Source organism: Mesorhizobium zhangyense (genome assembly GCF_011045115.1).
GTDB classification, from domain to species: domain Bacteria; phylum Pseudomonadota; class Alphaproteobacteria; order Rhizobiales; family Rhizobiaceae; genus Mesorhizobium_M; species Mesorhizobium_M zhangyense.
In genome coordinates this window covers 273061-296751 of record NZ_JAAKZG010000002.1, presented here as the reverse complement: position 1 = coordinate 296751, position 23691 = coordinate 273061, and the positions used below count along the sequence as shown (strand labels likewise).

General features: G+C 60.6%; 18 protein-coding genes. 2 read left to right on the top strand and 16 right to left on the bottom strand.

Translation table 11 applies throughout. The annotated features are described in order from the left end of the window. Positions 1-55: 55 nt before the first annotated feature. From G6N74_RS04980 to G6N74_RS04935, 10 genes are all read right to left on the bottom strand, one after another. Positions 56-1690 (bottom strand): ABC transporter ATP-binding protein, encoded by a 1635-nt coding sequence (locus tag G6N74_RS04980; RefSeq protein ID WP_165115011.1) that lies wholly within the window; start codon positions 1688-1690, stop codon positions 56-58. After that, a complete protein-coding gene (locus G6N74_RS04975; RefSeq protein WP_165115009.1) occupies positions 1690-2523 on the bottom strand; it encodes an ABC transporter permease in 834 nt (277 codons plus the stop codon). The genes G6N74_RS04980 and G6N74_RS04975 overlap by 1 nt, the downstream gene beginning before the upstream one ends. Before the next feature lies 1 nt (position 2524). Further along, positions 2525-3466, bottom strand: a complete 942-nt coding sequence (locus tag G6N74_RS04970; protein ID WP_281353946.1) for an ABC transporter permease — start codon at positions 3464-3466, stop codon at positions 2525-2527. A gap of 34 nt (positions 3467-3500) precedes the next feature. Beyond that, a complete protein-coding gene (locus G6N74_RS04965) occupies positions 3501-5102 on the bottom strand; it encodes an ABC transporter substrate-binding protein (protein WP_165115007.1) in 1602 nt (533 codons plus the stop codon). Positions 5103-5436: 334 nt separating this feature from the next. Then, the gene (locus G6N74_RS04960) at positions 5437-5961 is read right to left on the bottom strand and encodes a sarcosine oxidase subunit gamma family protein (RefSeq protein WP_165115005.1); all 525 of its coding nucleotides are present in this window, start codon (positions 5959-5961) and stop codon (positions 5437-5439) included. After that, positions 5954-8788: a 2Fe-2S iron-sulfur cluster-binding protein gene (locus G6N74_RS04955; protein WP_165115003.1), complete on the bottom strand. Its 2835-nt coding sequence runs from the start codon at positions 8786-8788 to the stop codon at positions 5954-5956. Before G6N74_RS04955 ends, G6N74_RS04960 begins: the two co-directional genes overlap by 8 nt. Beyond that, positions 8785-9048: a sarcosine oxidase subunit delta gene (locus G6N74_RS04950; RefSeq protein WP_165115001.1), complete on the bottom strand. Its 264-nt coding sequence runs from the start codon at positions 9046-9048 to the stop codon at positions 8785-8787. The genes G6N74_RS04955 and G6N74_RS04950 overlap by 4 nt, the downstream gene beginning before the upstream one ends. 10 nt (positions 9049-9058) lie before the next feature. After that, positions 9059-10312 (bottom strand): sarcosine oxidase subunit beta family protein, encoded by a 1254-nt coding sequence (locus tag G6N74_RS04945; protein WP_165114999.1) that lies wholly within the window; start codon positions 10310-10312, stop codon positions 9059-9061. 20 nt (positions 10313-10332) lie between these two features. After that, the gene (purU, locus tag G6N74_RS04940) at positions 10333-11187 is read right to left on the bottom strand and encodes a formyltetrahydrofolate deformylase (protein ID WP_165114997.1); all 855 of its coding nucleotides are present in this window, start codon (positions 11185-11187) and stop codon (positions 10333-10335) included. A gap of 83 nt (positions 11188-11270) precedes the next feature. Beyond that, positions 11271-13685 (bottom strand): GcvT family protein, encoded by a 2415-nt coding sequence (locus tag G6N74_RS04935; protein ID WP_165114995.1) that lies wholly within the window; start codon positions 13683-13685, stop codon positions 11271-11273. Positions 13686-14156: 471 nt separating this feature from the next. Between G6N74_RS04935 and G6N74_RS04930 the strand changes: the two genes are divergently transcribed. Continuing rightward, positions 14157-14795: a TetR/AcrR family transcriptional regulator gene (locus G6N74_RS04930; protein ID WP_165114993.1), complete on the top strand. Its 639-nt coding sequence runs from the start codon at positions 14157-14159 to the stop codon at positions 14793-14795. 216 nt (positions 14796-15011) lie between these two features. On the opposite strand, the gene G6N74_RS04925 is transcribed toward G6N74_RS04930, so the two are convergent. The 6 genes from G6N74_RS04925 to katG form a co-directional block, all read right to left on the bottom strand. Further along, entirely contained in the window at positions 15012-15608 is a 597-nt protein-coding gene (locus G6N74_RS04925; protein WP_165114991.1) for a hypothetical protein, read from the bottom strand. Between the two features lie 315 nt (positions 15609-15923). Continuing rightward, positions 15924-17486: a glutamine-hydrolyzing GMP synthase gene (gene guaA, locus G6N74_RS04920; RefSeq protein ID WP_165114989.1), complete on the bottom strand. Its 1563-nt coding sequence runs from the start codon at positions 17484-17486 to the stop codon at positions 15924-15926. A 112-nt stretch (positions 17487-17598) separates the two neighbouring features. Continuing rightward, positions 17599-18231, bottom strand: a complete 633-nt coding sequence (locus G6N74_RS04915) for a 5'-methylthioadenosine/S-adenosylhomocysteine nucleosidase (RefSeq protein ID WP_165114987.1) — start codon at positions 18229-18231, stop codon at positions 17599-17601. A 4-nt stretch (positions 18232-18235) separates the two neighbouring features. After that, positions 18236-18694 carry a PaaI family thioesterase gene (locus G6N74_RS04910; RefSeq protein WP_165114985.1) on the bottom strand — a complete coding sequence of 153 codons (459 nt, stop codon included), beginning with the start codon at positions 18692-18694 and terminating at the stop codon, positions 18236-18238. Between the two features lie 101 nt (positions 18695-18795). Continuing rightward, positions 18796-20085, bottom strand: a complete 1290-nt coding sequence (locus tag G6N74_RS04905; RefSeq protein ID WP_165114983.1) for an RsmB/NOP family class I SAM-dependent RNA methyltransferase — start codon at positions 20083-20085, stop codon at positions 18796-18798. A gap of 183 nt (positions 20086-20268) precedes the next feature. Further along, a complete protein-coding gene (gene katG, locus G6N74_RS04900) occupies positions 20269-22464 on the bottom strand; it encodes a catalase/peroxidase HPI (protein ID WP_165114981.1) in 2196 nt (731 codons plus the stop codon). A gap of 309 nt (positions 22465-22773) precedes the next feature. Between katG and G6N74_RS04895 the strand changes: the two genes are divergently transcribed. Continuing rightward, complete coding sequence (locus G6N74_RS04895) at positions 22774-23688, top strand: hydrogen peroxide-inducible genes activator (protein ID WP_165114979.1); 915 nt, start codon at positions 22774-22776, stop codon at positions 23686-23688. Positions 23689-23691: the final 3 nt, after the last annotated feature.

Below are 23691 nucleotides of genomic sequence, written 5' to 3'. Positions count from 1 at the left end.
AGCTGCTTTCTACCTGGAACCAAGAGACACCTTTGCCAATGCAGGAAGCAAGCGGTCACGCTGCGGTTGGCTCCTCTCGAGCCGTGCGGTCTGCACGTGCGGCGAGGACGCCGTCGAGCCAGTTGGTCTTCATCGCCGGAACGGATTCAATCAGCTTCTGCGTGTAGGGATGCATCGGCGGAGAGAACACTTCGCGTGTTGCGCCGATCGATACGACCTCTCCCTTGAGAAGCACGAGTGTACGGTGGGCCAGTCTCTGGACGATGCCGAGATCGTGCGTGATGAAGAGGTAAGAAAGCCCTAGCTCGCGTTGCAGGCGCACCAGCAGCTCCAGGATTTCCTGAGCCACCAACGGGTCGAGAGCGGAAGTCGGCTCGTCGCAGATGATGAGGGCGGGATTCGCCGCGAGCGCGCGCGCGATGGAAACGCGCTGCTTCTGTCCCCCGGACAAGGTGCCGGGTTTACGAACGGCGAAATTCTCCGGAAGACCGACCATCTTAAGAAGCTCGGTGATCTTCTGTTTCAGCGCACGCCCTGAAAGGCCGCCGTAGAACCTCGCAGGTCGCCCGATGATGTTTCCGATCGTCTGCCGCGGATTGAGGGACACGTCCGGGTGCTGATGCACGAGCTGGATGCCCTGTTGATCCGTGCGGCTCCGGTTGCGGCAGTTCGGATCGAGCGTCTTCTTCTCGAACCGAACCGAACCGGACGTGGCGGAGTGGAGGCCAACGATCACCCGCGCCAGCGAGCTCTTTCCCGAGCCGGATTCCCCAACGACCGCCAGCGTCTCACCCTTTGCGATAGTCAAGGAGACGTCCTGCAATATACTGATGGAGCCGTAAGCTGCATTCACACGATCGACTTCGAGTACGGTCTTTTCGGCGTCGACCAACGCATCGCTCACGAGCGAGTGATGCACGTCCCGTTCGGCAACGAGCAGCCTCGTATAATCTTCGACCGGCGCGCTCAGTATCTGTTCGCAAGTGCCCATCTCCACGGTACGACCTCCGCGCAGCACCATGATACGGTCGGCGACCTGGGCCACGACGGCCAGATCATGGGTGATGTAAAGTGCTGCCGTTCCGAATTCCCAGATGATCTTCTTGATGAGAGCCAGCACCTCGATCTGCGTGGTGACGTCCAACGCCGTCGTTGGTTCGTCGAACACCAGGATGTCGGGCTTACCGGCGATCGCCATCGCTGCCATGGCTCTCTGCAGCTGCCCTCCTGAGACTTCGTGCGGATACTTCTCGCCAAATTTTTCGGGTTCGGGCAAGCCCAGTGAACGGAAGAGCTCGATCGCGTGGGCCTTGGCCTGCGCTCGGGTCATCAGGCCGTGATAGACGGGGATCTCGCAGACCTGACGCATGATCGTATGAGCCGGATTGAAGCTCGCAGACGCACTCTGCGCCACGTACGCTATCCGGGTGCCCCGGAGGTCTCGACGACCCTCTGCGCCGAGCGACCGCAGTTCCTTGCCTTCGAGCTCGATTGTACCGCCGACAATGCGGCATCCCGCGCGAGCATAACCCATCGAAGCCAGCCCGATGGTGCTCTTCCCAGCGCCGCTTTCGCCGATGAGGCCAAGGACCTCTCCCCGAGCCACCGTAAGATCGACACCGTCGACCAAGGTCGTGCCCGCGACGCTTTCGATCCGGAGGTTCCGGATCTTGAGGACATGCTCGTTCATTACAGCTCCGCCGAGGCTCCCGAGGGCCGCGCGTTCATGGACAGGACCCAGTCCACCACGAGGTTGATGCCGATGGTCACCAAACCGATCGCCAAGGCTGGCCAGATAGGCGCCGATATGCCGAATGTGATCGCCTGGCCGTTCTCGCGAACCATCCCGCCCCAGTCTGCGCTTGGTGGCTGGATGCCGAGCCCGAGGAAGCTGAGACCTGCGACGATCAGGAAGTTGAAACAGAATCTCAGCCCGAATTCCGAAATCATGGGCGGCAGGATGTTCGGCAGGATTTCCCTTGTCATCAACCACCATCTGCTTTCCCCGCGCAGCCAGGCCGTTTCGACGAACTCCAGGTTCCGGACGTTCATGGCAAGCGCCCTTGCCACCCGGAAGACCCGCGGCGCGTCGATCAGCGCGATCGTGAGGATCAGCACCGGCATGGAAGAGCCGAACGCCGACAGGACGATCAGCGCAAAGATGAGAACGGGGATCGACAGCAGGATGTCGACACTTCGCGAAAAAATCTGATCCACCACGTTGCTCGCAACGGATGCAGCGAGCCCTACGACCGTGCCGATCACGAACGACAGCATGGTGCAGGTGACGGCAATCCCGATCGTCATCTGCGCACCGATGATGATGCGCGAGAGGATATCCCGCCCCAGATTGTCGGTGCCGAGCAGGAACTCGGCCGAAGACGGTGCCCACGTCTCACCGACTGTTTCGAATTCGGAATAGGGAGCGATGTAGCTTCCGAAGATCGCTAGCAGGAGGAACGTTGCGACGATGACCAGACCGATGATCGCGGTCAGTGGTGGGCGTTGGAGCGAGCTTTTCATGTCAGTGCCTGGAGCGTCGAAGGCGAGGATTGATTGCTACGCTCAGTATGTCCGCCAGCGCATTGACTGCCACGAAGGTCGCGGCAAACAAAAGCGCACAACCCTGGACGACCGGGAGGTCGCGCTTGGAAACTGCGTCGACCATGTACTGGCCAAGTCCCGGATAGACGAAGACGACTTCAATCACCACCACACCGACGATGAGATAAGCGAGGTTGAGCGCTACGACGGAGATGATCGGCGCGGCGGCATTAGGCAGTGCATGCTGCATGATCACGGATCGACGCCGCAGCCCCTTCAGAAAGGCCATCTCGATATATGGCTGGGAAAGGACGGACAGAACCGCGGACCGGGTCATGCGAAGCATGTGCGCGGTTACGATCATGATGAGAGCTATGACCGGAAGGATAGTCACGTAAAGCCTGTCGAAAAAACCCATCTCGGGAAAAACCGTCGCCAACGTTGGAAACAGCCCGAGCTTCACTGCAAAGAAGAGGATCAGAAGATAGGCGACGAAGAACTCCGGCACCGATATGGCGCCGAGGGACACGATGTTGGCGACACGGTCGACCAGCCTTCCTTCATTGATGGCCGCGATGATCCCCAGACCTATCGCCAGGGGAACCGCGATAAGCGCGGCAAAGCCGGCGAGGAAGAGCGTGTTTTCGAACCGCGGTATTACGGAGTCCGAGATCGGCTGCCGCGTCGTCAACGATGTCCCCAGGTCGCCTTGGACCACGCCCGCGAGCCAGTCACCGTAGCGAACGATGGCGGGACGATCGAGACCGAGCTCTTCGCGGTAAGCCTTTACGGTCTCGGGCGTCGCTCCCTGGCCGAGGACGGCCGTAGCCGCATCACCGGGAAGGATGGAAGTTGCGGCGAAGATCAGAACGCTCACTGCGAAGAGAGTCAGGATTCCGAGCATGACCCTTTCCAGGATCATGCGCGTAATCACGTTCTTGAACAGGCGCATCGTTTCAAACGGGCTCAGCGAACCAGGCCTTCTCGGCGACACGGCAGTCATCGAGGTCAAAGCGCGAGTGGGTCTTTACGCCCTTGACCTTGTCCGAGTAGCCGTCGAGGAAATCGGAGATTGCGAAGACGACATGGCCGGCCTCCTCTGCGACCATACGCTGGCACTCGTCGTAGATTTCCTTGCGCTTGGCCTGGTCGAGTTCAACGCGCGCCTCGCTGAGGAGCTTGTCGAATTTCTCACTGCGGTAATCGCTGTCGTTGAAGTCGGATTTGCTGCCGTAGCAGGTGGTAAACGTCTGATCAGCCGACATGCGTCGAGCCCAATGCACTGCGCAGAACGGCGTCTTCAACCAGACGTCGCTCCAGTAGCCATCGCCGGCTACCTTGGTTACTTTCAGGTCGAGGCCAGCTTTCCGCATGCTCTGCTGGTAGATCAGCCCGGCATCCACTGACGTGCCGTATGCCCCTTCCGAAACCTTGAGCTCGACCACATCGCTGGGGCTCAATCCAGCCTTCTTAAAGTGAAACTTCGCCTTGTCCGGATCATAAACGTGAGGGGGCAGTTCGGCATTGAAAAACGGGCTGGCGCTGTCGAGCAAATGGTCATGTCCCGGGGTGGCGTAGCCATTGTAGACCGTCTTGCAGATCTGCTCGCGGTCGATGCCGTATTTCAGGGCCAGGCGAAGGTCCTGGCTCTTGGTCGGCACATCGTTGCAGCGAGCGACGAAGCAGTAGCGGAAACCCGTCGCTTTGGTCTGGACGATCTGGAGGCTCGGTACCCGCATGAGTAGTTTGACTGTTCGCGGATCGAGGCGGTTGGCGACGTCGATCTGCCCCGACTGAAGGGCTGCGGTTCGGGCGGCGGGGTCGGTGATGTAACGGATTTCGATCGCGTCGAAGTTACCTCGTCCAGGCTTCCAGTACTCGCCGCGCGACTTGAAGACCACGCGCACGCCAGGCTGATGACTCTCAAGGACATATGCGCCAGTCCCGATCGGCTTGGTCCAGTCCGTGTGGCCGTTCGGGACGACAACAAGATGGAAGTCGCCCAGGAGAACGGGCAGATCGGCGTTGCCCTCGGAAAGCTTGATGTAGACCTGCGACGGCGAAAGGGCTTTGATTTCGGAAACCGTTGCCAGTTGACCCTTTACCGCGGACTTGCTGTCTCCAGTCCGGTGCAGTTGGATTGAGTAGATGATGTCGTCGGCATCAAGGGTCTTGCCGTTGGAGAACGTGATGTTCTGCCGGACGTTGAAGGTCCATTCGGTTGCCCCGTTGGTTGCTTCCCAGCTTTCCAGCAGTTCTCCGGTCGGGTTGCCCGCCTGGTCGTATTCAATGAGACCATTCATCATCGTCAGAGACATGAAGATGGGGATCGAGTCGTTGTAAGTCGTCGGATCGAAGGAATCCGTCGCGCTGCCGCCTTCCAAGCCCAAACGGAGCGTGCCGCCTTTTTTTGGCTCTTCGGCCTGGGCTTGGCTCTTTCCCAGCGTCCCGAACAACGCCGTTCCTGCTAGCGCCGCGCCGCCGAAACGCAGCAGGTCCCGCCTGGTTGGCACGAGTAGCGACGAGCTTCCCGATTTGGAAAAGATGCTATCCGTCATGTCCTGTCTCCCACAAAAGGACGTGCGGAGGAGGGCCTGGGAAGGATGATCCCAGGCAAAACCTGCCCAGCACTCCGGTTAATACCTTCGTCTCGCCTATGCATCTGGCAGGTGCTTAAGCCGGATGCAGAGTTCCCTTTATATTTTGCCCGAAGCTAGCGCATCCGTTCACATGTGTCCATAGAATTTGTCTCGGCGCACCGGGATCTCTGCGTCCTGGGAGGTTGGTCCTCAACGTTCATTGATACAGAGGGCCTCCTTAGTCAATCGGGCGTTCGCTACCCATCTACATATGTGTCTAGGTTTCGCCTATTTTTGCCAAGGAGTGCTTCGCTCACAGCTCGGCGGAAACCGTCTCGAGCCATTCCCAGTAATATGCGGCCAAGCCTCGATCGACATGGACGCGGATTCTGTCCTGATCCTGGTATCGGTAAAGAAGGGCAGAAATTCCCGCAAAGAGCGTTGCCGCGCTGCGACTGGAGCCCGACAGCGAAAGCGTCGTCCCGCGCTTGACGAGTTCGTCGCAGGCGGTGCCCGATATCTCGAACACTTCCAGGGCCCCTGTCATCCGGCTGACGGCGCACCCGGAGACGTGCCAGCCGGACTCGACGGGAAGCTCGTCGACACTGACGGCAAGGATTCGATCGCGGGCGAGCCGCACCGTGTACCTGGCGCCGCTTGCGAGCCCCAGCGCGCCAACGCCTTCGGAACTCACATCCAGTCGAGATGTCAGATCGCCTGTGGCGCCGCTGATGAGGTACTGCGAGAGGCCCGTGACGTTGCGGGCGTGGAGAACGCCGACGTCCAGCGTCTTGGTTTCGCGATCAGGCAGCCGCTGCCAGTTCCGTTGCTCAGCCATTGAGGCGATCTCCTGAAGGATCGAAGACGCATGGTGGAACCAGTCGTGCCCGGCGAATCTGGCCAAGATGCTGTACATCGATCTCCTCGCCATGGCGGGCGGCACCCCGCTCGATCAGTCCCAGCGCGATCGGACGGTTGAGGGTCGCGCTGAAATAGGACGACGTCACGTAGCCAAGGCTTCGCTTTCCTGCAGGCGTGGATTCCACCCCATGAGACCCGATCGCGAAAGGCTGCGTTCCATCGACGACCTCAAGGCCGACAAGCTGGTTCCGGTCCGGCCGCTGGGCTTCCTCAGTGAACAGGGAGCGCTTGCCGATAAACTCTGCAGTTTTCTTGGCCAGCGGAGCGCTGGCACCGAGATCCATCGGGCGCGTCATCCCGTCACTGTCCTTACCGATTACAATGAATCCCTTCTCCGCCCGAAGCACCATCAGGGCCTCGAGGCCGAGCAATGTGGCGTTGAAAGCCTCGCCACGCCGCCTGAGGGTCTTCCAGAGGTGCTTGGCCCGGTCGGCGCGTATCGAAATCTCGTACGAACGGTCACCCGTGAAGCTCACGCGGGAAATCCGGACGGTATCGTCGCCGAAGCTTCCCCAGGCCGTGGCCATGTGCGGGAGGTTTTTGTCACCGAGGTCGATTCCAAGTCCCACGGCTTCGAGCAACGCCCGGGATTTCGGTCCCGACACCGTCAAAGTGGCCGTGTCCGCAGTCGTATTGTGGATGAAAAGCCGTTTGCGATCGAAACGGTCCTGACGCCATTCCTCGAGAAGCGCATAAACGCCGGGCACGTGCGAAGACGAACAGGAGACGATGAAACGGTTCTCCTCCAGGCGCACCAGGACACCGTCGTCATACACGATCCCCGACTCGCTAAGCATGAAGCCGTACCTGCAGCGGCCGGCCTTTAGGGTGGACATCGTATTGTAGTAGACGAAGTCCATGAACTCTGCTGCCTGCGGGCCTAGCACCTCGATCTTGCCGAGAGGCGATGCGTCAAACAACGCGACCGAGTCCCGGGCCTGGCGTACCTCCCGGTTGATAGCCGTCGCTTCAGGTTCGGCTCCATACCAAGCCGGCCGCAACCAGCCGCCATATTCCCGCAGGTTGGCACCAGCGGCGAAGTGCTCATTCTCCAGCACCAGCCTTCGCGGCGGATTCATCAGGCTTCCGGATGTAACACCTGCAAGGGAGGTGAACGGAACGGGCGTGAACGGCGGGCGGTATGTCGTCGTCCCGACTTCAGGAATAGCCTTCTCGGTCAGCTGCGCCATGAGGGCCAGGCCGTTCAGGTTGGATGTCTTGCCCTGATCGGTCGCCATGCCAAGGGTGGTATAGCGTTTGAGATGCTCGACTGACACGAAGTTCTCGCGGGCCGCGAGTTCGATGTCCTTGGTGGTGACGTCGTGCTGAAGGTCGATCCAGACACGGCCGGACATATTCGGCTCCGGCCACGCCGCCACGATGCCGTAGTCGGTGTCACGGCCAACGATTTTCGGCATCGCGCGTGGGGTCAGACCGAACGATGCCAGCGCGCGGGCCGTGCTTTCGAACACGCCTGTCAGGCCGAAACTCCCGGCCGCCGCACCGCCGGCCGACAAACGGGGGACCGGATCGCCCGCGACGAAGGTCAGCAGATCGTCGTCCCAGCGAAGCTTACCCTTGGCCTGGCCGAAAAGATGCAGCGTCGGAGTAAATCCGCCTGAAACCAGCACGGCATCAGCGGCGACACGCGTGCCGTCGCTGAGCTTGACTCCGGCCACGCGCTTGCTGCCTTCGGCAACCATAAGCCTGCGTCCCGAACGATAGTCCACAAGAGTGACCTCGATCCCGGCGTCAGCCAGTTCCCGTGACGTCTCGACCCCCACTCCGTTGTTCGTGGCCAGAACGACCCTGCGGCCGACAGCTATGCCATGCCGCCTGAGATAGCTCAGTCCAGCTTCTGCCGACATCACTCCAGGCAGATCGTTGTTGGCGAAGGGCAAAGGGCGTTCGATGGCGCCTGTCGCGAGCAGGACATTCGTCGGCCGAACGCGCCAGAGGCGGGAAGAAGCTTTTCCAGGACGGATCTCGTTCAGGGCTACGAGTCCATGGTCGTAGAGCCCGAATGCGGTCGTGCGAGCAAGCAGCTGAACGCCCCGGTCACGCAGGACGTTCAGCGTCGCCGCGATCCAGGCGGGGCCATCGCCGCCGTCGATGTTTGCCTGACGATGAAGCAGCGATCCGCCGAAATGGAAGCCGTCATCGCAGATGATGACTTTCTTCCCTTTTTCAGAAGCAGTCCGCGCGGCAAACAACCCGGCAGGACCGCCGCCGATCACCAAAAGGTCGCATTCCTCGTTGACCTGATCTGCCCGCTCGACGGAAATCGCTGTCGGATCCAGGATGCCCAGGCCTGCCATCTTCCGGATGTTCGGCTCGAACCAATGCCAGTCGGGCCACATGAAAGTCTTGTAGTAGAATGCGGACGGGATGAACCGCGCGAAGCGATCGAGGAATGCGTGCCTGTCAGTGGCGGCGGTCGGATGCGCGTTGACGCTTCGAACGACCATGCCGTCCAAGGCAGGTGTCGTTGTGGCACGCGCGTTGCGCACGGCGGAGGGCATGTCGATGTCGACGATGGCATTCGGTTCTTCGACGCCGGCTCCCCAAACCCCACGGGGGCGATGGTACTTGAAACTGCGGCCCACGATGGCGATGTCGTTTGCCAGCAGGGCCGATGCGATCGTGTCGCCTTCAAGCCCGGTCACGTCCTTTCCGTCGAACGAGAACCTGATCGTCTTCGCCGGCGCTGGTTCGCCCTGTCGTCCGATACGGAACGAGGTCATCGATGCGTATCCTCGAGTTCGGCTGATGAATTCACCGTGTTGTCGACGGTGTTGCGATCCATGCGGAAGAGTTCTCCGCACGTCATGTGCATCCAGACCTCGGAGGAAGAGCCCTTGGGATTGGCGCGAAGGTGAAGGTATGCCGACCACTCGCTTGCCGACACGTCGGAACCTTCGGGACGAAGGTTTCCGAAGTCGCCTCCGAAGTGGAACTCGCTCTCGCTGCGGGGACCGCAGAACGGACATGGGAAGAGTTGCATGGCTATCCTGTCAGTGCGCGATGCCGGAGCCGGCCGCCTCGTCGATCAGTCGACCCCGCGCGAAGCGGTCGAGGTCGAAAGGCCGGCTCACCTCGTGATGGGTTCCGGTTGCCAGAAGGTGGGCCAGCAGCGTTCCCCCGGCCGGGATCGCTTTGAATCCGCCGGTCCCCCAGCCGCAGTTGAGGTAAAGGCCTGGGACGGGACTCTCGCCGAGGATCGGCGAACTGTCGGGCACCACGTCGACGATGCCCGCCCATTGCCGCATAAGCCGAAGCTGCCTGAAGCTTGGAAACATCTCGAGAAGCCCGGAGATGATATGCTCGAGGACCGGAAGGTTTCCGCGCTGACCGTAGGACGGGATACGGTCGAGCCCTCCCCCGATCACCATTTCGCCCTTGTCGGACTGGCTGGCATATACCCCGGTTGAAGGCGACAGCACGATGCAGTCGAGAGCCGGCTTGATTGGCTCCGAAACGCACGCCTGCAAGGCATACGAGACGATCGGAAGGCGAAAACCCGCCTTTGCGGCCAACGCCGAAGAGTGGCCTGCTACAGCCATTCCGACCCGCTCGGCACGTATGTCACCCCGTGAGGTCCTGACACCCCGGCATCGGCCGTTTTCGACGATAAACTCGGTGACGTCGCAGTTTTGGATAATGTCGACGCCGAGGCGGTCGGCTGCCCGGGCGTAGGCCCAGGCCACGGCATCGTGACGGGCCGTGCCGGCGCGCTTTTGAAGAACGCTGCCGTAGATCGGCCAGCGGGCCGTCGGGCTGTCGTTGTAGAGCGGCATCAGGTCGCGGGTCTCGGCCTCGCTGAGAAGCGAAGCATCAACACCGTTGATCTGCATGGCGTTGACCGCGCGCGCCGCCATTTCAAGGTCGTTCGGGCTGTGCGCGAGGTTCACCATCCCTCGCTGTGAAAGCATGACGTTGTAGTTGAGCTCCAGCGACAGCTTCTCGTATAGCTTCAACGACATGTCGTAGAGCGCGACGCTCTCCGGAAAGAAGTAGTTGGAACGGACGACCGTCGTGTTGCGGCCTGTGTTACCGCCACCAAGCCAGCCCCGTTCGATCACGGCGACGTTGGTGATGCCGTGGTTTTTGGCGAGATAGTATGCCGTCGCCAATCCTTGTCCGCCACCGCCGATGATGATGAGATCGTAGCGGCCGGCCGGCTCCGGCGAACGCCATGCCTTCTGCCAGCCTCGCTGATCGTTGAGGCCCTCCTTCAGTAGGGACAGAGCCGAATAATGCCTCGTCATTTAGAGCCTTCGGGGGTTTATCAGTTGAACAGAACGGTCTTGTGTCCGTTCAGCATGATGCGGTTTTCCAGGTGCAGTTTGACGGCGCGGGCCAGCACGCGGCTTTCGATGTCACGGCCCGTCGCCACGTAGTCTTCAGCGGTCATCGCGTTGCTGACACGCTCGGTTTCCTGCTCGATGATCGGCCCCTCGTCGAGATCGGCGGTGACATAGTGAGCCGTCGCTCCGATCAGCTTCACGCCTCGGTCGAACGCCTGGTGATACGGCTTGGCACCCTTGAAGCTGGGCAGGAACGAGTGGTGGATGTTGATGACCTTTCCGAGCAGTCGCGTGGAGAGGTTGTCGGACAGGACCTGCATGTAGCGGGCAAGGACGACGAGTTCCGCGCCAGTATCGCGGACCAGCTGAAGAAGCTGCTCTTCCTGCTCCGACTTGTTGTCCTTGGTGACGCGCCAATGGTGATAGGGAATCCCTACCAGTTCGGCGGTGTCGCGGCTGTCTTCGTGGTTGGACACGATCCCCGCCACTTCTGCACGCAGCCAACCCACGCGGATCTGGTACAGCAGGTGGAGAAGGGCGTGGTCGAACTTCGAGACCATGAGAATGATCCTGGGCACCGAGGTGGCGTCCGATATCTTCGTCTTCATGTCGAACCTGGTGACCGCAGGCGACAGAAGCTTCTCGATCGCGTCCTTCGTGGTTCCCTCGGGAACTTCGAATGCCACCCGCATGAAGAACCGGTTCGTGGTGGCGTCCCGGTATTGGTTGCTTTCTATGATGTTGCCGCCGATCGCGGCGAGCTCGGTCGATACTCCGGCGACGATGCCGGGTACGTCATGGCATGACAGGTTAAGGGTGAAGGCTGTTTTGGTCACCGCGTGCTCCGAAATGGCATGGCTGCGCAAAGCCGCTGCCCGGATGGCATCGGCAATGCAGAGCTGGTCAGGAAAAGGATGCGCTATGAGCGCATCCTGGCGCCCTTTGTGTCGTAAGGAGAGGCAGGGAGAACCTTTGCCCTTCGTTCGTTGCCTACGATATGGACTCGAAGGTCCGTGCCTTCGGCGATGACATCCCTGTCGAGGAGAGCCAGCGCCAGGCTCTTATCGAGCGTGTGGCCGTAGCCGCCGGAAGTAACGTATCCGACCAGCCTGTCGTCCTTCCACACAGGCTCGAAGCCCGTCGCGTCGGAATCGCCATTCTCGACCTCGAGCGTTGTCACGACACGACCCTTTTCGTCGCCGTCGCGCTCTTTGATCGCCGCTGCCTTTCCGACGAAATCGGCCTTGCCGAAGTCGATGAAGCGATCCATTCCCGTCATGCCGGGTGTGTAACCTTGAGTGAATTCGCGCGACCAGATCCCGAAGCTTTTTTCGAGCCGCAGCGAAAGGACTGCGTTGAAGCCGATCTCGGCAAGTCCGAGATCTTTCCCCGCCTCAAGGAGGAGCCGACGAAGGGTCTGAGCTTCGGCCCCCGAGCAATTGATCTCGTAGCCGAGCTCGCCCGTGACGGTGAGGCGCGCGACTTTTGCGCGGATAAGGCCGATATCCAGGGATTTGCACGCCATGAAAGGCATCGCTGAGTTCGAGATGTCCTGATGGGTCAGCTTCTCAAGGATATTCCGCGAGTTCGGCCCTGCCAGGCCGAAGCCCGTGATGCTGTCGGATAGGTCCCGGATGGCGACGCCGTCCTGGAGGTGACTTTCGAACCACCGCATGTGCCACTGACGCAGGTAGTACGATCCCATGATCCACCATGTGCCGTCGCCCCAGTTGAGCACGGTGAGATCGCCCTTGAGCTTGCCGTTCTCGCCCAGCATCGGCGCAAGCTTGGCTCGCCCCGGCTTTGGCAACTTGCAGGCAAGGAGCCAGTCCAGCCACTTCTCCGCATTCGGTCCGGCGACCTCGTACCGGGAGAATGCCGACGTATCGATGAGGCCAGCTGCCTCACGCACGGCCCGCGCTTCCTTGGCTACGAAGTCATGTGCGTTGGAGCGCTTCAGTGTCGGCTTTTCCTCGAAGTCTTCGGGGGCAAAATAGAGGGGCGTTTCGAGTCCCCAGCTGTTGCCCCAGCGGGCGCCGACGGCGGTCATTGCGTCGTAAGCCGGAGGAATCTTGAGGAGGCGTCCGGCCGGCAGCTGCTCGTTCGGATAGCTCATTACGAAACGACGCGAGTAGAACTGACCAGTCGTTTGCCGGATGTATTCGCGGTTCGAAGCGAACTCGCCATAACGCGCGATATCCATGCCGAAGATGTCCGATTCCGGCTCGCCATGGACCATCCATTCGGAAAGTGACTTGCCCACGCCGCCGCCTTGCAGGAAGCCTGCCATCACGCCGCACGCGACCCAATAGTTTGGCACGCCACGGACGGGACCAACGAGTGGGTTGCCATCGGGCGAGAAGGTGAAAGCGCCGTTCACCCAACGTTTGACACCGGCTTCCTGAAGGCACGGGAACCGATTGAACCCCATGGTGAGTTCGTTCGAAATCCTTCCAACATCCTCCTGGATCAGTTCAATGCCATACTCCCAGGGAGCACCTTCCATGTTCCAGTGCTTGTAGTCGAGTTCATAGATGCCGAGCAGAATGCCCTTCTGTTCCTGTCGAAGGTAGGTGAAGCCTTCGAGATCCACGGTCAGCGGAAGCTCCTTGTCCAGAGCTGCCACTTCAGGGATCGCTTCGGTGACGAGATAGTGGTGCTCCATCGGCGTGACAGGCAGGTCAATGCCAGCCATGCGTCCAACCTGCTTGGCCCAAAGACCGCCCGCGTTGACCACGTGCTCCGCGACTATTGTGCCTTTCTCTGTCACGACGTCCCAGCTGAGGTCCGGCCGCTGCCGCAACTCCAGCACGCGGTTGTGCTCGATGATGTCGGCACCGCGCTTTTTGGCGCAGCGAGCATATGCGTGCACCACGGCCGAGGGATCGATATGGCCTTCGCGCTCGGCGAACATGCCGCCGATAATGCCATCGGTATTGATGATGGGGCAGCGCTTCTTGATCTCATCGACGCCAATGAGGTGGACGTCATCGATGCCCATCGTCTGAAAAACGCGGTACGAAGCCTGGAGCCATTCCCAGCGCTCCGGAGCGGAAGCGACGGATATGCCGCCTGTCATGTGGAGCCCGATGTTCTGACCGGATTCAAGCTCGATGTCGGACAGGAGATCGATCGTATAGGCCTGTAGCGCTGCGATGTTGGGGTCAGCGTTCAGCGCATGGAATCCGCCTGCGGCATGCCAGCTGGATCCTGCAGTCAACACGTCCCGCTCCAGAAGGGCAATGTCGGTCCATCCCAACTTGGCAAGATGGTACGCGACAGACGCGCCGACGACACCGCCGCCAATGATCACGGCGCGATAATGAGTTTTCATATGGCTGCTCCCATTGCAGATTTCCCGGAACGCTAGCCGTATTGTACACTAATGTCTAGAGATTTTTCCGACCCTTTTGACTCTTCACTGAAGCGTGTCGTCAGGCCCTTTATTTGTTATCTGACGAGGAATGACGAGGCGTGCGCCCGGCGCAGCCAGAGCGTGATTCAACCACCAATGATAAGGTTAAAACCGGAAGAAGCTTGCTAGGCGAATGGGTTGCAGCCGCATGGATTTAACTCGCGAAAATTTGGAAGGGTTTGGACACGGGCCACGGCTGTGTTACAGCTGGCAAAATGCGTCGGGCTTGGCTAGTCTAAGGAGGCAGAGAAGCGCATTCCAGGTTCATGGGCGGCCCGTAAAAAAATGGTTCGGCTTGACCTGGAAATCGTATTAGACTGCTTTTAGCTGTACCACTGTGTCCACAATGTAGTACGGTATAATTTTCTCCATTGGAGAGGGGCTATTGGCATGACTGTGCAGCGGGCTGTCGCGGATCCCGCGCTCGAGGTAGCAGCCAAGTCTTCTAAGGAGGACTGGTTGAAGCTTGCAATCGACAAGCTGATCGCCGAGGGAATCGCTGGCGTAAAGGTTCAGCTCTTGGCCAAGCAGCTTGGTGTGTCCCGATCGAGCTTCTACTGGTTTTTCCAGGACATCCAGGACCTGCAGGACCAGCTTCTGGACTATTGGCTCAAAAAGAACACGGGACCTATCATCGAGTGCGCGATGAGACCGGCCGCCAACATCAACAAGGCTGTCTGCAACGTCTTCGAGTGTTGGATCGACAGCAACCAGTTCGACCCGGATCTTGATATCGCCATCCGTTATTGGGGCCGGCACGAAGACAGGATACGCTCGGTGCTGGACGAAGCGGACCGGCAAAGAGTCGATGCGTTGACCAGGATGTTCAGGCGTTATGGCTACGATGACGAAGTATCCGAAACCAGGGCCCGTGTGCTTTACTATACGCAGATTGGCCACTTCACCCTGCAGGTGAGGGAGAGCCTGGTGGAACGCTTTTCCCACGTCCCGTCTTATCTCGTCACGTTCACTGGGGTCGAGCCGCAGCCTGAGGACGTGGCCGCGCTGAAAGCTCTAATGACGCGTTGACTGGGTCGTCCGAGCGCTCCAGCCTGTCGACTGGTTCTGTACGCGCTTCGTTGGCGAGGATTTAGTCTAAGGACGGCGAGTCTCCATTTCGCTACCCGATGGCCGATCGATATGACGGAGGCAATGAATCGGATGAGGAATTTCGATTGCGGTCGCAGACTTGACCACGGCTGTCATAAGCATAATCGAACGTCCGCTCTCGGGAAACCGCTAGCGTCATCGAACGGCCGAGAAGAGGGCGCGAAGCGGCCATTCACTGTTTACAGGATAGACACATCTTTCGGGTTGCTCAGTAAGAACCCAACGGCTCTTATCCCGCCAACGCGTGGTAACATCGGGAGGCACAAGCGCGAACAGCATCTTGTCGCCGTTGGTCGCATCGATGGACAGGAGAACCCGGCCGCGATCGGCCATGTACCGTTCCAGTTCCTTCGTCGCGCTGGCGTACTGCTCCCAGACCAGGTCATGATAGCGCCCTATCTCTCCCGACGGTCGTTCTCCAATGATCAGAGGACCAAAGACGGCCTTCGCGACCGGGGCAGCGTCTCCTCGCTGATGACCCCATCCTCCTGCCAGATCGAGAAAAGCTCGGCGGTATATTTGTCTTCGATCGAGTAGAGCTTTTCTGCATTGTCGAGCACGTTGAGCGTGGCCGGGGGCGCGGCGGATAATCCTCAGCTCCATAAAATCCGATTGTCTCATTATCGGTCGGCGGGTTGGCTGCCATCTCTCGGAACGCTCAACAATGGCAGTGTCACCGCCCGAAAAATCGGAAGCAAAAGCGATGATATCGGCGTAATCGTCGGGTGTCATTTTCGCTCCAGAACTTTGCAGGATTCCTACTGCCTCCTGAAAAGTACCGTCAGCACAATTTCGAGGGTTCGTGGACGAAAAACTCTTTTACCTTCAAAGACTTAAAGCAAAAAAAGTACCGTCACGAACCTTATTTGTCGTGACGGTGCTTTGAAAATTTCACTCGAGCAACATACGAAGGTCCGTCAGACAGGCTATCAAAGACAAACACTGCCTGCCAAAAGCCACCGATTGACTTCGCCAGAATTTCTATTTGTCTTCAATGCCTTGCGTCGTATCCTAGCGGTTTCTTGGATACGTTCGGATGGGCCTGAATCATTCCCACTCGATCGTACCGGGTGGTTTGCTTGTCACGTCGTAGACGACGCGGTTGATGCCGCGTACTTCGTTGATGATGCGGGTGGCGGCGCGGCCGAGGAAGCTCATGTCGTAGTGGTAGAAGTCGGCGGTCATGCCATCGACGGACGTCACCGCGCGCAAAGCGCAGACGAATTCGTAGGTGCGGCCGTCGCCCATCACGCCGACGGTCTGCACCGGCAGAAGCACGGCGAAGGCCTGCCAGATCGCATCGTAGAGGCCGGCCTTGCGTATTTCGTCGAGATAGACGGCATCTGCCTCGCGCAGGATTTCGAGCTTCTCGCGGGTGACGCCGCCGGGGCAGCGGATGGCTAGGCCCGGGCCGGGGAAAGGATGGCGGCCGATGAAATGATCTGGCAGGCCGAGCTCCTTGCCGAGCACCCTCACCTCGTCCTTGAACAATTCGCGCAGCGGCTCGACCAGCTTCATGTTCATGCGGTCGGGCAGGCCGCCGACATTGTGATGCGACTTGATGGTGACCGATGGGCCGCCGGTGAAGGAAACGCTTTCGATGACGTCGGGATAGAGCGTGCCCTGGGCCAGAAACTCGGCGCCGCCGAGTTTCTTGGCTTCTTCCTCGAACACTTCGATGAAGAGGCGGCCGATGGTCTTGCGCTTGGTTTCCGGATCGGCCTCGCCTTCGAGCGCGCCGATGAAGCGGTCCGCGGCATCAACCAGGATGAGCGGCAGATTGTAGTGCTCGCGGAACATGGCAACCACGTCGGCTGCCTCGTTCTTCCGCATCAGGCCGTGGTCGACGAGGATGCAGGTGAGCTGGTCGCCGACCGCTTCATGGATAAGCAGCGCCGCAACGGAAGAGTCGACGCCACCGGAGAGCGCGCAGATGACCTTCTTGTCACCGACCTGCTCGCGGATCGACGCGACCGCCTTTTCGCGGTAGGCGGACATGCTCCAGTCGCTCTCGATGCCGGCGATCTTGTGCACGAAATTGCGCAGCAGCTTGGCGCCGTCGGGCGTGTGCACCACTTCGGGATGGAACTGCACGGCGTAGAATTTGCGCTTCTCGTCGGCAATCGCCGCGAAGGGCGCGCCGGACGAAGTGCCGATGACGCGAAAGCCCTTGGGGATTTCGGTGACGCGGTCGCCATGGCTCATCCAGACTTGATGGCGCGTGCCCTTGGCCCAGACGCCTTCGAACAGCGCGCTTTCGTCCTCGATCTCCAGGAATGCCCGGCCGAATTCGCGATGGTGACCGCCCTCAACCTTGCCGCCAAGCTGGGCGCACATCGTCTGCTCGCCATAGCAGATGCCGAGAACCGGTATGCCGGCCTGGAATATCGCATCCGGCGCGCGCGGGCTACCTATGTCGATGGTGGAGTGTGGGCTTCCGGAGAGGACGACCGCCTTGGGCTGAACGCGCTCGAAAGCCTCGGCGGCGGATTGGAACGGCACGATCTCGGAATAGACGCCAGCCTCGCGGATACGACGCGCTATCAGCTGCGTCACCTGGCTGCCGAAGTCGATGATAAGGACGGTGTCGGGATGATTGTTGGTTTTCATGGCGAGCATTTAGAGAAAAGAGTGAGTCGGCGCAATGGGTTGCGACAACGTATGAACGATCCGATTCATCGACCTCGCGAATTGATTCATCGCGTTCACGCAAATGATGAGATCAAAGGCGCAGCGTGCCGTTCGACAAGGCATCGCCCAGCTTGCCGACAGCGTCGGCCAGCTTTTCGTCGATGACGTGAAGATATTCCGTCCAGTCGTTGACATGCTTCAGTTCCGCCGCACCATCAGATATGCCGCGCAGGCCGATCAGCGGCAGGCCGAACAACTGGCAGGCGCGCAGCACCGCAAAGGTTTCCATGTCGACCATCTCGGCATCGATGGCATCATAGGCGGCGCCCGAAACGATTGCCGCTCCGGTCGAAAGGCTGGCTTCCCGGATACCCGGCACGCGCAACGGCAACGGCACGGTGACCGGCAGATCGAGGAACGGCGTAGCACCCTTTTCGAAGCCGAGCACGGACGCGTCCATGTCGCGGTAGGAAACCGACACGGCCTGATAGATTTCGGTCTGCTCGAGGTTGCGGCTGCCGGCCGAGCCGAGCGAAACCACCAGATCGGGCGACGCGTCCAATGCCTTCAGCCGCGCCAATTCCGCGCCGAGCATGACGCCTGCCTCGACGGGGCCGACGCCCGTCATGAAGGGCGTGAACAGCTTTTGAAGATGCGGCCCATATTCCGCGTCCACCGCCATGACGAACAGGATTTTCTTGCCGCTCAGGTTCGTCAACGTCATCGGATCAGCCTTCGATGCCGTCACGGCCGGTTATGGTCATCATCGTGCCGGTCATGGTGGCGACGAGCTTGGCCTCGCCGTCGACGGTAAAGGCATAGGCCTGTCCGTCGGCTACGATGATGGTGCGGCCGGGCTTGGTGACCGAGCCGCGGAACAGAAAGCGCTCGCCCTTGCCCGGCGCCAGCAGGTTGACCTTGAATTCGATGGTCAGCACGGCGGCGTCTTCAGGCATGAGCGAATAAGCAGCATAACCGCATGCCGAATCCAGCGCGGTCGAGATGATGCCGGCGTGGAGGAAGCCATGCTGTTGCGTCAGCGCGTCGGAATAGGGCATTTCGATTTCGACGGTGCCCGGCGTCACGAGGGTCAGCGTCGCACCAACCGTTGTCATCACTTGCTGGCGGGCGAAGGATGCCCTCACCCGTTCTTCATAATTCGGCGAGGATTCTATCTTCGTTGCCATGACGCCTGACCTTCGCTGCCTCAAAGGCTTATTGCAAACGCTCCGGCTGCAAGCAATCGGCAATGTTGCGGCGCAATAGACTTGGCCGGTTAATCGTCGATCTATTGCTGCCGGCGCAGCGCTGCGAAGAAGAACCCGTCGGTGCCGCTGCGGGCCGGCGTGAGCGAAATGCCCATCGCCTTGTCGATGCGCGCGGCATCGGCCTTGCCCGGAAAACCGCTCTGCCAAAGCTCGGCATGGTCCACCGGCGCAAAGGCTGTTTCGCGCGCAAGAAAGGCCTCGACCTGATCGCGGTTCTCTTCGTCGAAGACCGAACAGGTGATGTAGACGAAGAGCCCGCCTGGCTTCACATAAGTCTTCGCCGCGTCAAGGATCGTCGACTGCTCGCTCTTGCGGACATCGAGCTGCCGCTGTGTCAGGCGCCACTTCGCGTCCGGGCGGCGGCGCCAGGTTCCGCTGCCGGTGCAAGGCGCGTCGATCAGCACTATGTCCATCTGCTGCTGCAGGCCGGCAAGTTCGGCCTGCTTCGTCACCACCTGAACGTTGCGGTTTTCGGAACGGCGGATGCGATCGAAAATCGGGGCGAGACGCCCCTTTTCGGAATCATGGGCGAAAATCTGGCCGCGATTTTCCATGGCAGCCGACAGCGCCAGCGTCTTGCCGCCGGCGCCGGCACAATAATCCAGAACCTGCATGCCCGGCTTCGCGCCGGCCAGTTCGGCGGCAATCTGCGAGCCCTCGTCCTGCACTTCGAACCAGCCCTTTTGAAACGCCGGTTCGGCCTGGACATTGGGGTGACGGCCGCTGCCGTCGATCGGCGCGATGCGAATGCCGTTGGCGGCAAGTGCTGTCGGCGCGGCACCTGTTTCGGCAAGCTCTTCCAGTACCTTGGCACGGCTGGATTTCAGCGTATTGGCGCGCAAATCAAGCGGCGGGCGGGCAGCAAGCGCTGCACCCTCCCCGACCCATTGACCATCGAAGGCACGTTCTAGCAACGGTGCACACCATTCCGAGCAATCGGCGCGCACCGCATCGGGCGCATCATTCAGATTGCGCGCAGCGATTGCGCTCAATTCGTCCGCGGTCAGCGGCGGCGGGGCGAATTTGTCGCCGTCAAGCGTCTGATTGAGGGATTGGGCGGTCTCGCGCCACTCGAGCAGCAATGCTCCAAAGCCGATCGCCCTCGGCGTATCGTCGCCGACCAACCAGCCGGCCGAGCGTTTGCGGCGCAGCCCGTCATAGACAATGTTGCCGATTGCGGCACGGTCGCCTGCACCGGCAAAACGATGGGACAGGCCCCAATCCTTCAGCGCATCTGCGGCAGGGCGATGCCGCCGCTCGATATCTTCCAGCACTTCAATGGCCGCAGCCAGTCTTCCGCCAAGTCGCATAATCGGTGATCCCTATTTCGGTGTACCCGAGAGAGGGCCTGACTAGCCTTGGCGCACGGCGGACACAAGGCGAAGCGCAAAAAATGTTCTGCTGCGAAAAAAGGAAATCAGGCGCGGATCGCTCCGCGCCTGAATTGCCGTCGTGGGAGGACGGTCAGTTCCGCCTTTCGGCGATACTGAAAGCTACACGGCTTTCCGCAGCGGCTGCGCAGCTTCGAAGCGGTCCGCGTTCATCACCTTGGTCCATGCCGACACAAAGTCATTCGCGAACTTCTTCTTGGCGTCCGCACTGCCGTAGACTTCCGCATAGGCGCGCAGCTGCGAATGCGAACCGAAGATCAGATCGATACGTGTACCGGTCCACTTGAGCTCGTTGGTGTTGCGGTCGCGTCCCTCATACACCCCATCGGAGCCGGCCAGCGGCTGCCACTGCGTGTTCATGTCGAGCAGGTTGACGAAGAAGTCGTTCGTCAAGGTTCCCGGCTTGCTGGTGAAGACACCATGCTTGCTATCGCCGGCATTGGCGCCGAGGACACGCAGCCCGCCGACGAGAACCGTCGTTTCGGGGCCAGTCAGCGTCAGCAACTGCGCCCGATCGACCAGAGCTTCCTCCGGCTTCAGGAACTGAAGCTTGCCGCCATTGATGTAGTTGCGGAAACCGTCAGCACGCGGCTCCAGCGGGGCGAAGGAGACGACGTCGGTCTCTTCCTGCGAGGCGTCCATGCGTCCCGGCGTGAACGGAACCTTCACCTCGACACCGGCATCCTTCGCGGCCTTCTCGACTGCCGCGACACCACCGAGAACGATCAGGTCGGCGAGCGAAACCTTCTTGCCGAACCCCTTCTGGATCGCTTCGAGGCTCGAGAGTACCGTCGCCAGCTGAGCCGGCTGGTTGACTTCCCAGTCCTTCTGCGGCGCGAGACGGATGCGCGCACCATTGGCGCCGCCGCGTTTGTCGGAGCGGCGGAAGGTTGAGGCCGACGCCCAGGCGGTCGAGACCAGCTGCGACACCGAAAGGCCGGTGCTAAGAATCTTCGCCTTCAGTGCCGCGATGTCCTGATCGTCGATCAGCGGGTGATCCACGGCCGGGATCGGGTCCTGCCAGATCAGTATCTCCTGCGGAACGAGCGGGCCCTTGTAGCGCACACGCGGACCCATGTCGCGATGGGTCAGCTTGAACCAGGCGCGGGCGAATGCGTCCGCGAACTGGTCCGGATTCTCGTAGAAGCGGCGCGAAATCTTCTCATATTCCGGGTCGAAGCGCAGCGAGAGGTCCGTGGTCAGCATGGTCGGCAGATGCTTCTTCGACGGATCGAACGCGTCAGGCACAGAGGCTTCGGCATTCTTCGCCTTCCACTGCTTCGCCCCGGCGGGGCTCGCCGTCAGCTCCCATTCGTGTTCGAACAGGTTCTTGAAGAACAGGTTGCTCCACTGCGTCGGCGTCTGCGTCCAGGTGACTTCCGGGCCGCCGGTGATGGCATCGGCGCCAACGCCCGTGCCGTGCTTGCTCTTCCATCCGAGGCCCTGATCTTCGATGGCGCCGCCTTCGGGATCGGCACCCACAAGCGACGGATCGCCGGCGCCGTGGGTCTTGCCGAAGGTGTGGCCCCCAGCGATGAGCGCCACGGTTTCCTCGTCGTTCATCGCCATGCGGAAGAACGTCTCACGGATGTCCCTGGCCGCCGCGATCGGGTCCGGATTGCCGTTCGGCCCTTCCGGGTTGACGTAAATGAGGCCCATCTGCACCGCGCCGAGCGGCTCGGACAGCTCGCGCTCGCCGCTGTAGCGTTCGTCGCCCAGCCATGTGCCTTCCGGGCCCCAGTAGAGCTCTTCGGGCTCCCAGACGTCGGCGCGACCGCCAGCGAAACCGAACGTCTTGAAGCCCATCGATTCCAGCGCAACGTTGCCGGTGAGGATCATCAGGTCGGCCCAGGAGATCTTGCTGCCGTATTTCTGCTTGATCGGCCACAGCAGGCGGCGGGCCTTGTCGAGATTGGCGTTATCCGGCCAGGAGTTGAGTGGCGCGAAACGCTGCTGGCCGGCACCGGCGCCGCCGCGGCCGTCGGTGATGCGATACGTGCCGGCGCTATGCCAGGCCATGCGGATAAACAGGCCGCCATAATGACCGAAGTCAGCCGGCCACCAATCCTGCGAATCCGTCATCAACGCATGCAGATCCTTGATCACTGCATCCAGGTCGAGGGTCTTGAACTCTTCAGCGTAATCGAAATCCTGGCCCATCGGATCGGACAGTGTGGAGTTGCGATGGAGCATCTGGAGGTCCAGCATCTCCGGCCACCAGTCGCGGTTCGAGCGGCCGCTGCTGCCACCCGTGAAAGGGCACTTGCCGGCGCTCTTGTCGTCTGTCTTTGCGTCCATTTTTCTCTCCGAACGTATTCTGTAAACAGTTCAACGGTTCCGCCGTCGGCGGAGATCTTTTCGATCAGCAGTCGTGTAGCGACAGCGGGCTTGTGATCGAATTCTGGTTGTCTGGAATCGGCGCGTAAATAGTCATTGCTGACATTTTCGTCATGGCTTTCGCCTCCCTTGGCCTGCCTAGGTTTTGCCGAATCCAACGACCTAAGGGCGCGTGCGGCGCGCCTCGTTCAGTCTGGAACGGTTCCAGACTAGGTCGGCATTTCCATAAAAACAAATTGCCTTTTCTATTTTTATCGATAGCTTTTGCTTATGATAAGATTGACTGTCCGGCAGATGCAGTATTTCGACGCGCTGGCCCAGACGCTGCATTTCGGCCGCGCGGCGGAGCTTGCCGGTGTGACGCAACCGGCGTTATCCGCACAGATCGCAGAGCTGGAAGAAAGGCTCGGCTGCCGGCTATTCGAACGCGGCGGCAAGAGCGTTCGTATGACCGAAGAAGCGCAGGTGCTACTGCCGCGCATCGAGACCATCCTGGCCGATATTCGCGAGGTCGAGACCATCGCGCGGCGCGGCCGGCTTTCCATGGAGGGCCGGTTCCGGCTCGGCATCATCCCGACCATCGCGCCCTATCTGCTGCCGCATGTGCTGCCGGAGCTGAAATCCCGCTTCCCCGCGCTTCAGCTCGAACTGCGCGAGGCGGTGACAGCTTCGCTCATCGAGGAAACGGCAGCCGGGCGGCTCGATGGCTTTATTGCGGCGCTGCCGCTGGATTTTCCCGGGCTGGTCAAAGAAGAGCTGTTTCAGGACCGGTTTTTCCTGGCCGTTGCCGAGAACGACCCCGGCTTCATCGCACCACCGGTGGCGCCCGACAGTCCGGCGCTGGAGCGGTTGATGCTGCTGGAAGAAGGCCACTGCCTGCGTGAACAGGCGCTGGCCGTCTGCGGCAATGTCAAACCCGTGGCGATGGCGAGCTATGGCGCGACCAGCCTGACGACGCTGCTGCAGATGGTGGCGCATGGGCTCGGCGTGACGCTGATCCCCGAGATGGCGACCGGGCCGGCGAGTGCGGTGCGCGACCTGAAGATCGTGCCCTTCATGGAACCGATGCCGTCGCGCACGGTCTGCTTGGCCTGGCGAAGGAACAGCCAGCGCCACGAGGAATGTGTGGAACTGGCCAAGATCGTGAGGGGCCTGCGCGAGGTCGTTCTGCCGCAAGCCGCTTGATAT

Bases quoted from the DNA above. Each gene is read 5' to 3' on its own strand.
- G6N74_RS04895 (WP_165114979.1), top strand. From the start codon at position 22,774: ATGATAAGATTGACTGTCCGGCAGATGCAGTATTTCGACGCGCTGGCC.
- G6N74_RS04955 (WP_165115003.1), bottom strand. From the start codon at position 8,788: ATGACCTCGTTCCGTATCGGACGACAGGGCGAACCAGCGCCGGCGAAG.
- guaA (WP_165114989.1), bottom strand. From the start codon at position 17,486: ATGAAAACCAACAATCATCCCGACACCGTCCTTATCATCGACTTCGGC.
- G6N74_RS04915 (WP_165114987.1), bottom strand. From the start codon at position 18,231: ATGACGTTGACGAACCTGAGCGGCAAGAAAATCCTGTTCGTCATGGCG.
- G6N74_RS04980 (WP_165115011.1), bottom strand. From the start codon at position 1,690: ATGAACGAGCATGTCCTCAAGATCCGGAACCTCCGGATCGAAAGCGTC.
- G6N74_RS04950 (WP_165115001.1), bottom strand. From the start codon at position 9,048: ATGCAACTCTTCCCATGTCCGTTCTGCGGTCCCCGCAGCGAGAGCGAG.
- katG (WP_165114981.1), bottom strand. From the start codon at position 22,464: ATGGACGCAAAGACAGACGACAAGAGCGCCGGCAAGTGCCCTTTCACG.
- G6N74_RS04935 (WP_165114995.1), bottom strand. From the start codon at position 13,685: ATGAAAACTCATTATCGCGCCGTGATCATTGGCGGCGGTGTCGTCGGC.
- G6N74_RS04960 (WP_165115005.1), bottom strand. From the start codon at position 5,961: ATGGCTGAGCAACGGAACTGGCAGCGGCTGCCTGATCGCGAAACCAAG.
- G6N74_RS04910 (WP_165114985.1), bottom strand. From the start codon at position 18,694: ATGGCAACGAAGATAGAATCCTCGCCGAATTATGAAGAACGGGTGAGG.
- G6N74_RS04945 (WP_165114999.1), bottom strand. From the start codon at position 10,312: ATGACGAGGCATTATTCGGCTCTGTCCCTACTGAAGGAGGGCCTCAAC.
- G6N74_RS04905 (WP_165114983.1), bottom strand. From the start codon at position 20,085: ATGCGACTTGGCGGAAGACTGGCTGCGGCCATTGAAGTGCTGGAAGAT.
- G6N74_RS04975 (WP_165115009.1), bottom strand. From the start codon at position 2,523: ATGAAAAGCTCGCTCCAACGCCCACCACTGACCGCGATCATCGGTCTG.
- G6N74_RS04925 (WP_165114991.1), bottom strand. From the start codon at position 15,608: ATGACACCCGACGATTACGCCGATATCATCGCTTTTGCTTCCGATTTT.
- G6N74_RS04930 (WP_165114993.1), top strand. From the start codon at position 14,157: ATGACTGTGCAGCGGGCTGTCGCGGATCCCGCGCTCGAGGTAGCAGCC.
- G6N74_RS04970 (WP_281353946.1), bottom strand. From the start codon at position 3,466: ATGATCCTGGAAAGGGTCATGCTCGGAATCCTGACTCTCTTCGCAGTG.
- G6N74_RS04965 (WP_165115007.1), bottom strand. From the start codon at position 5,102: ATGACGGATAGCATCTTTTCCAAATCGGGAAGCTCGTCGCTACTCGTG.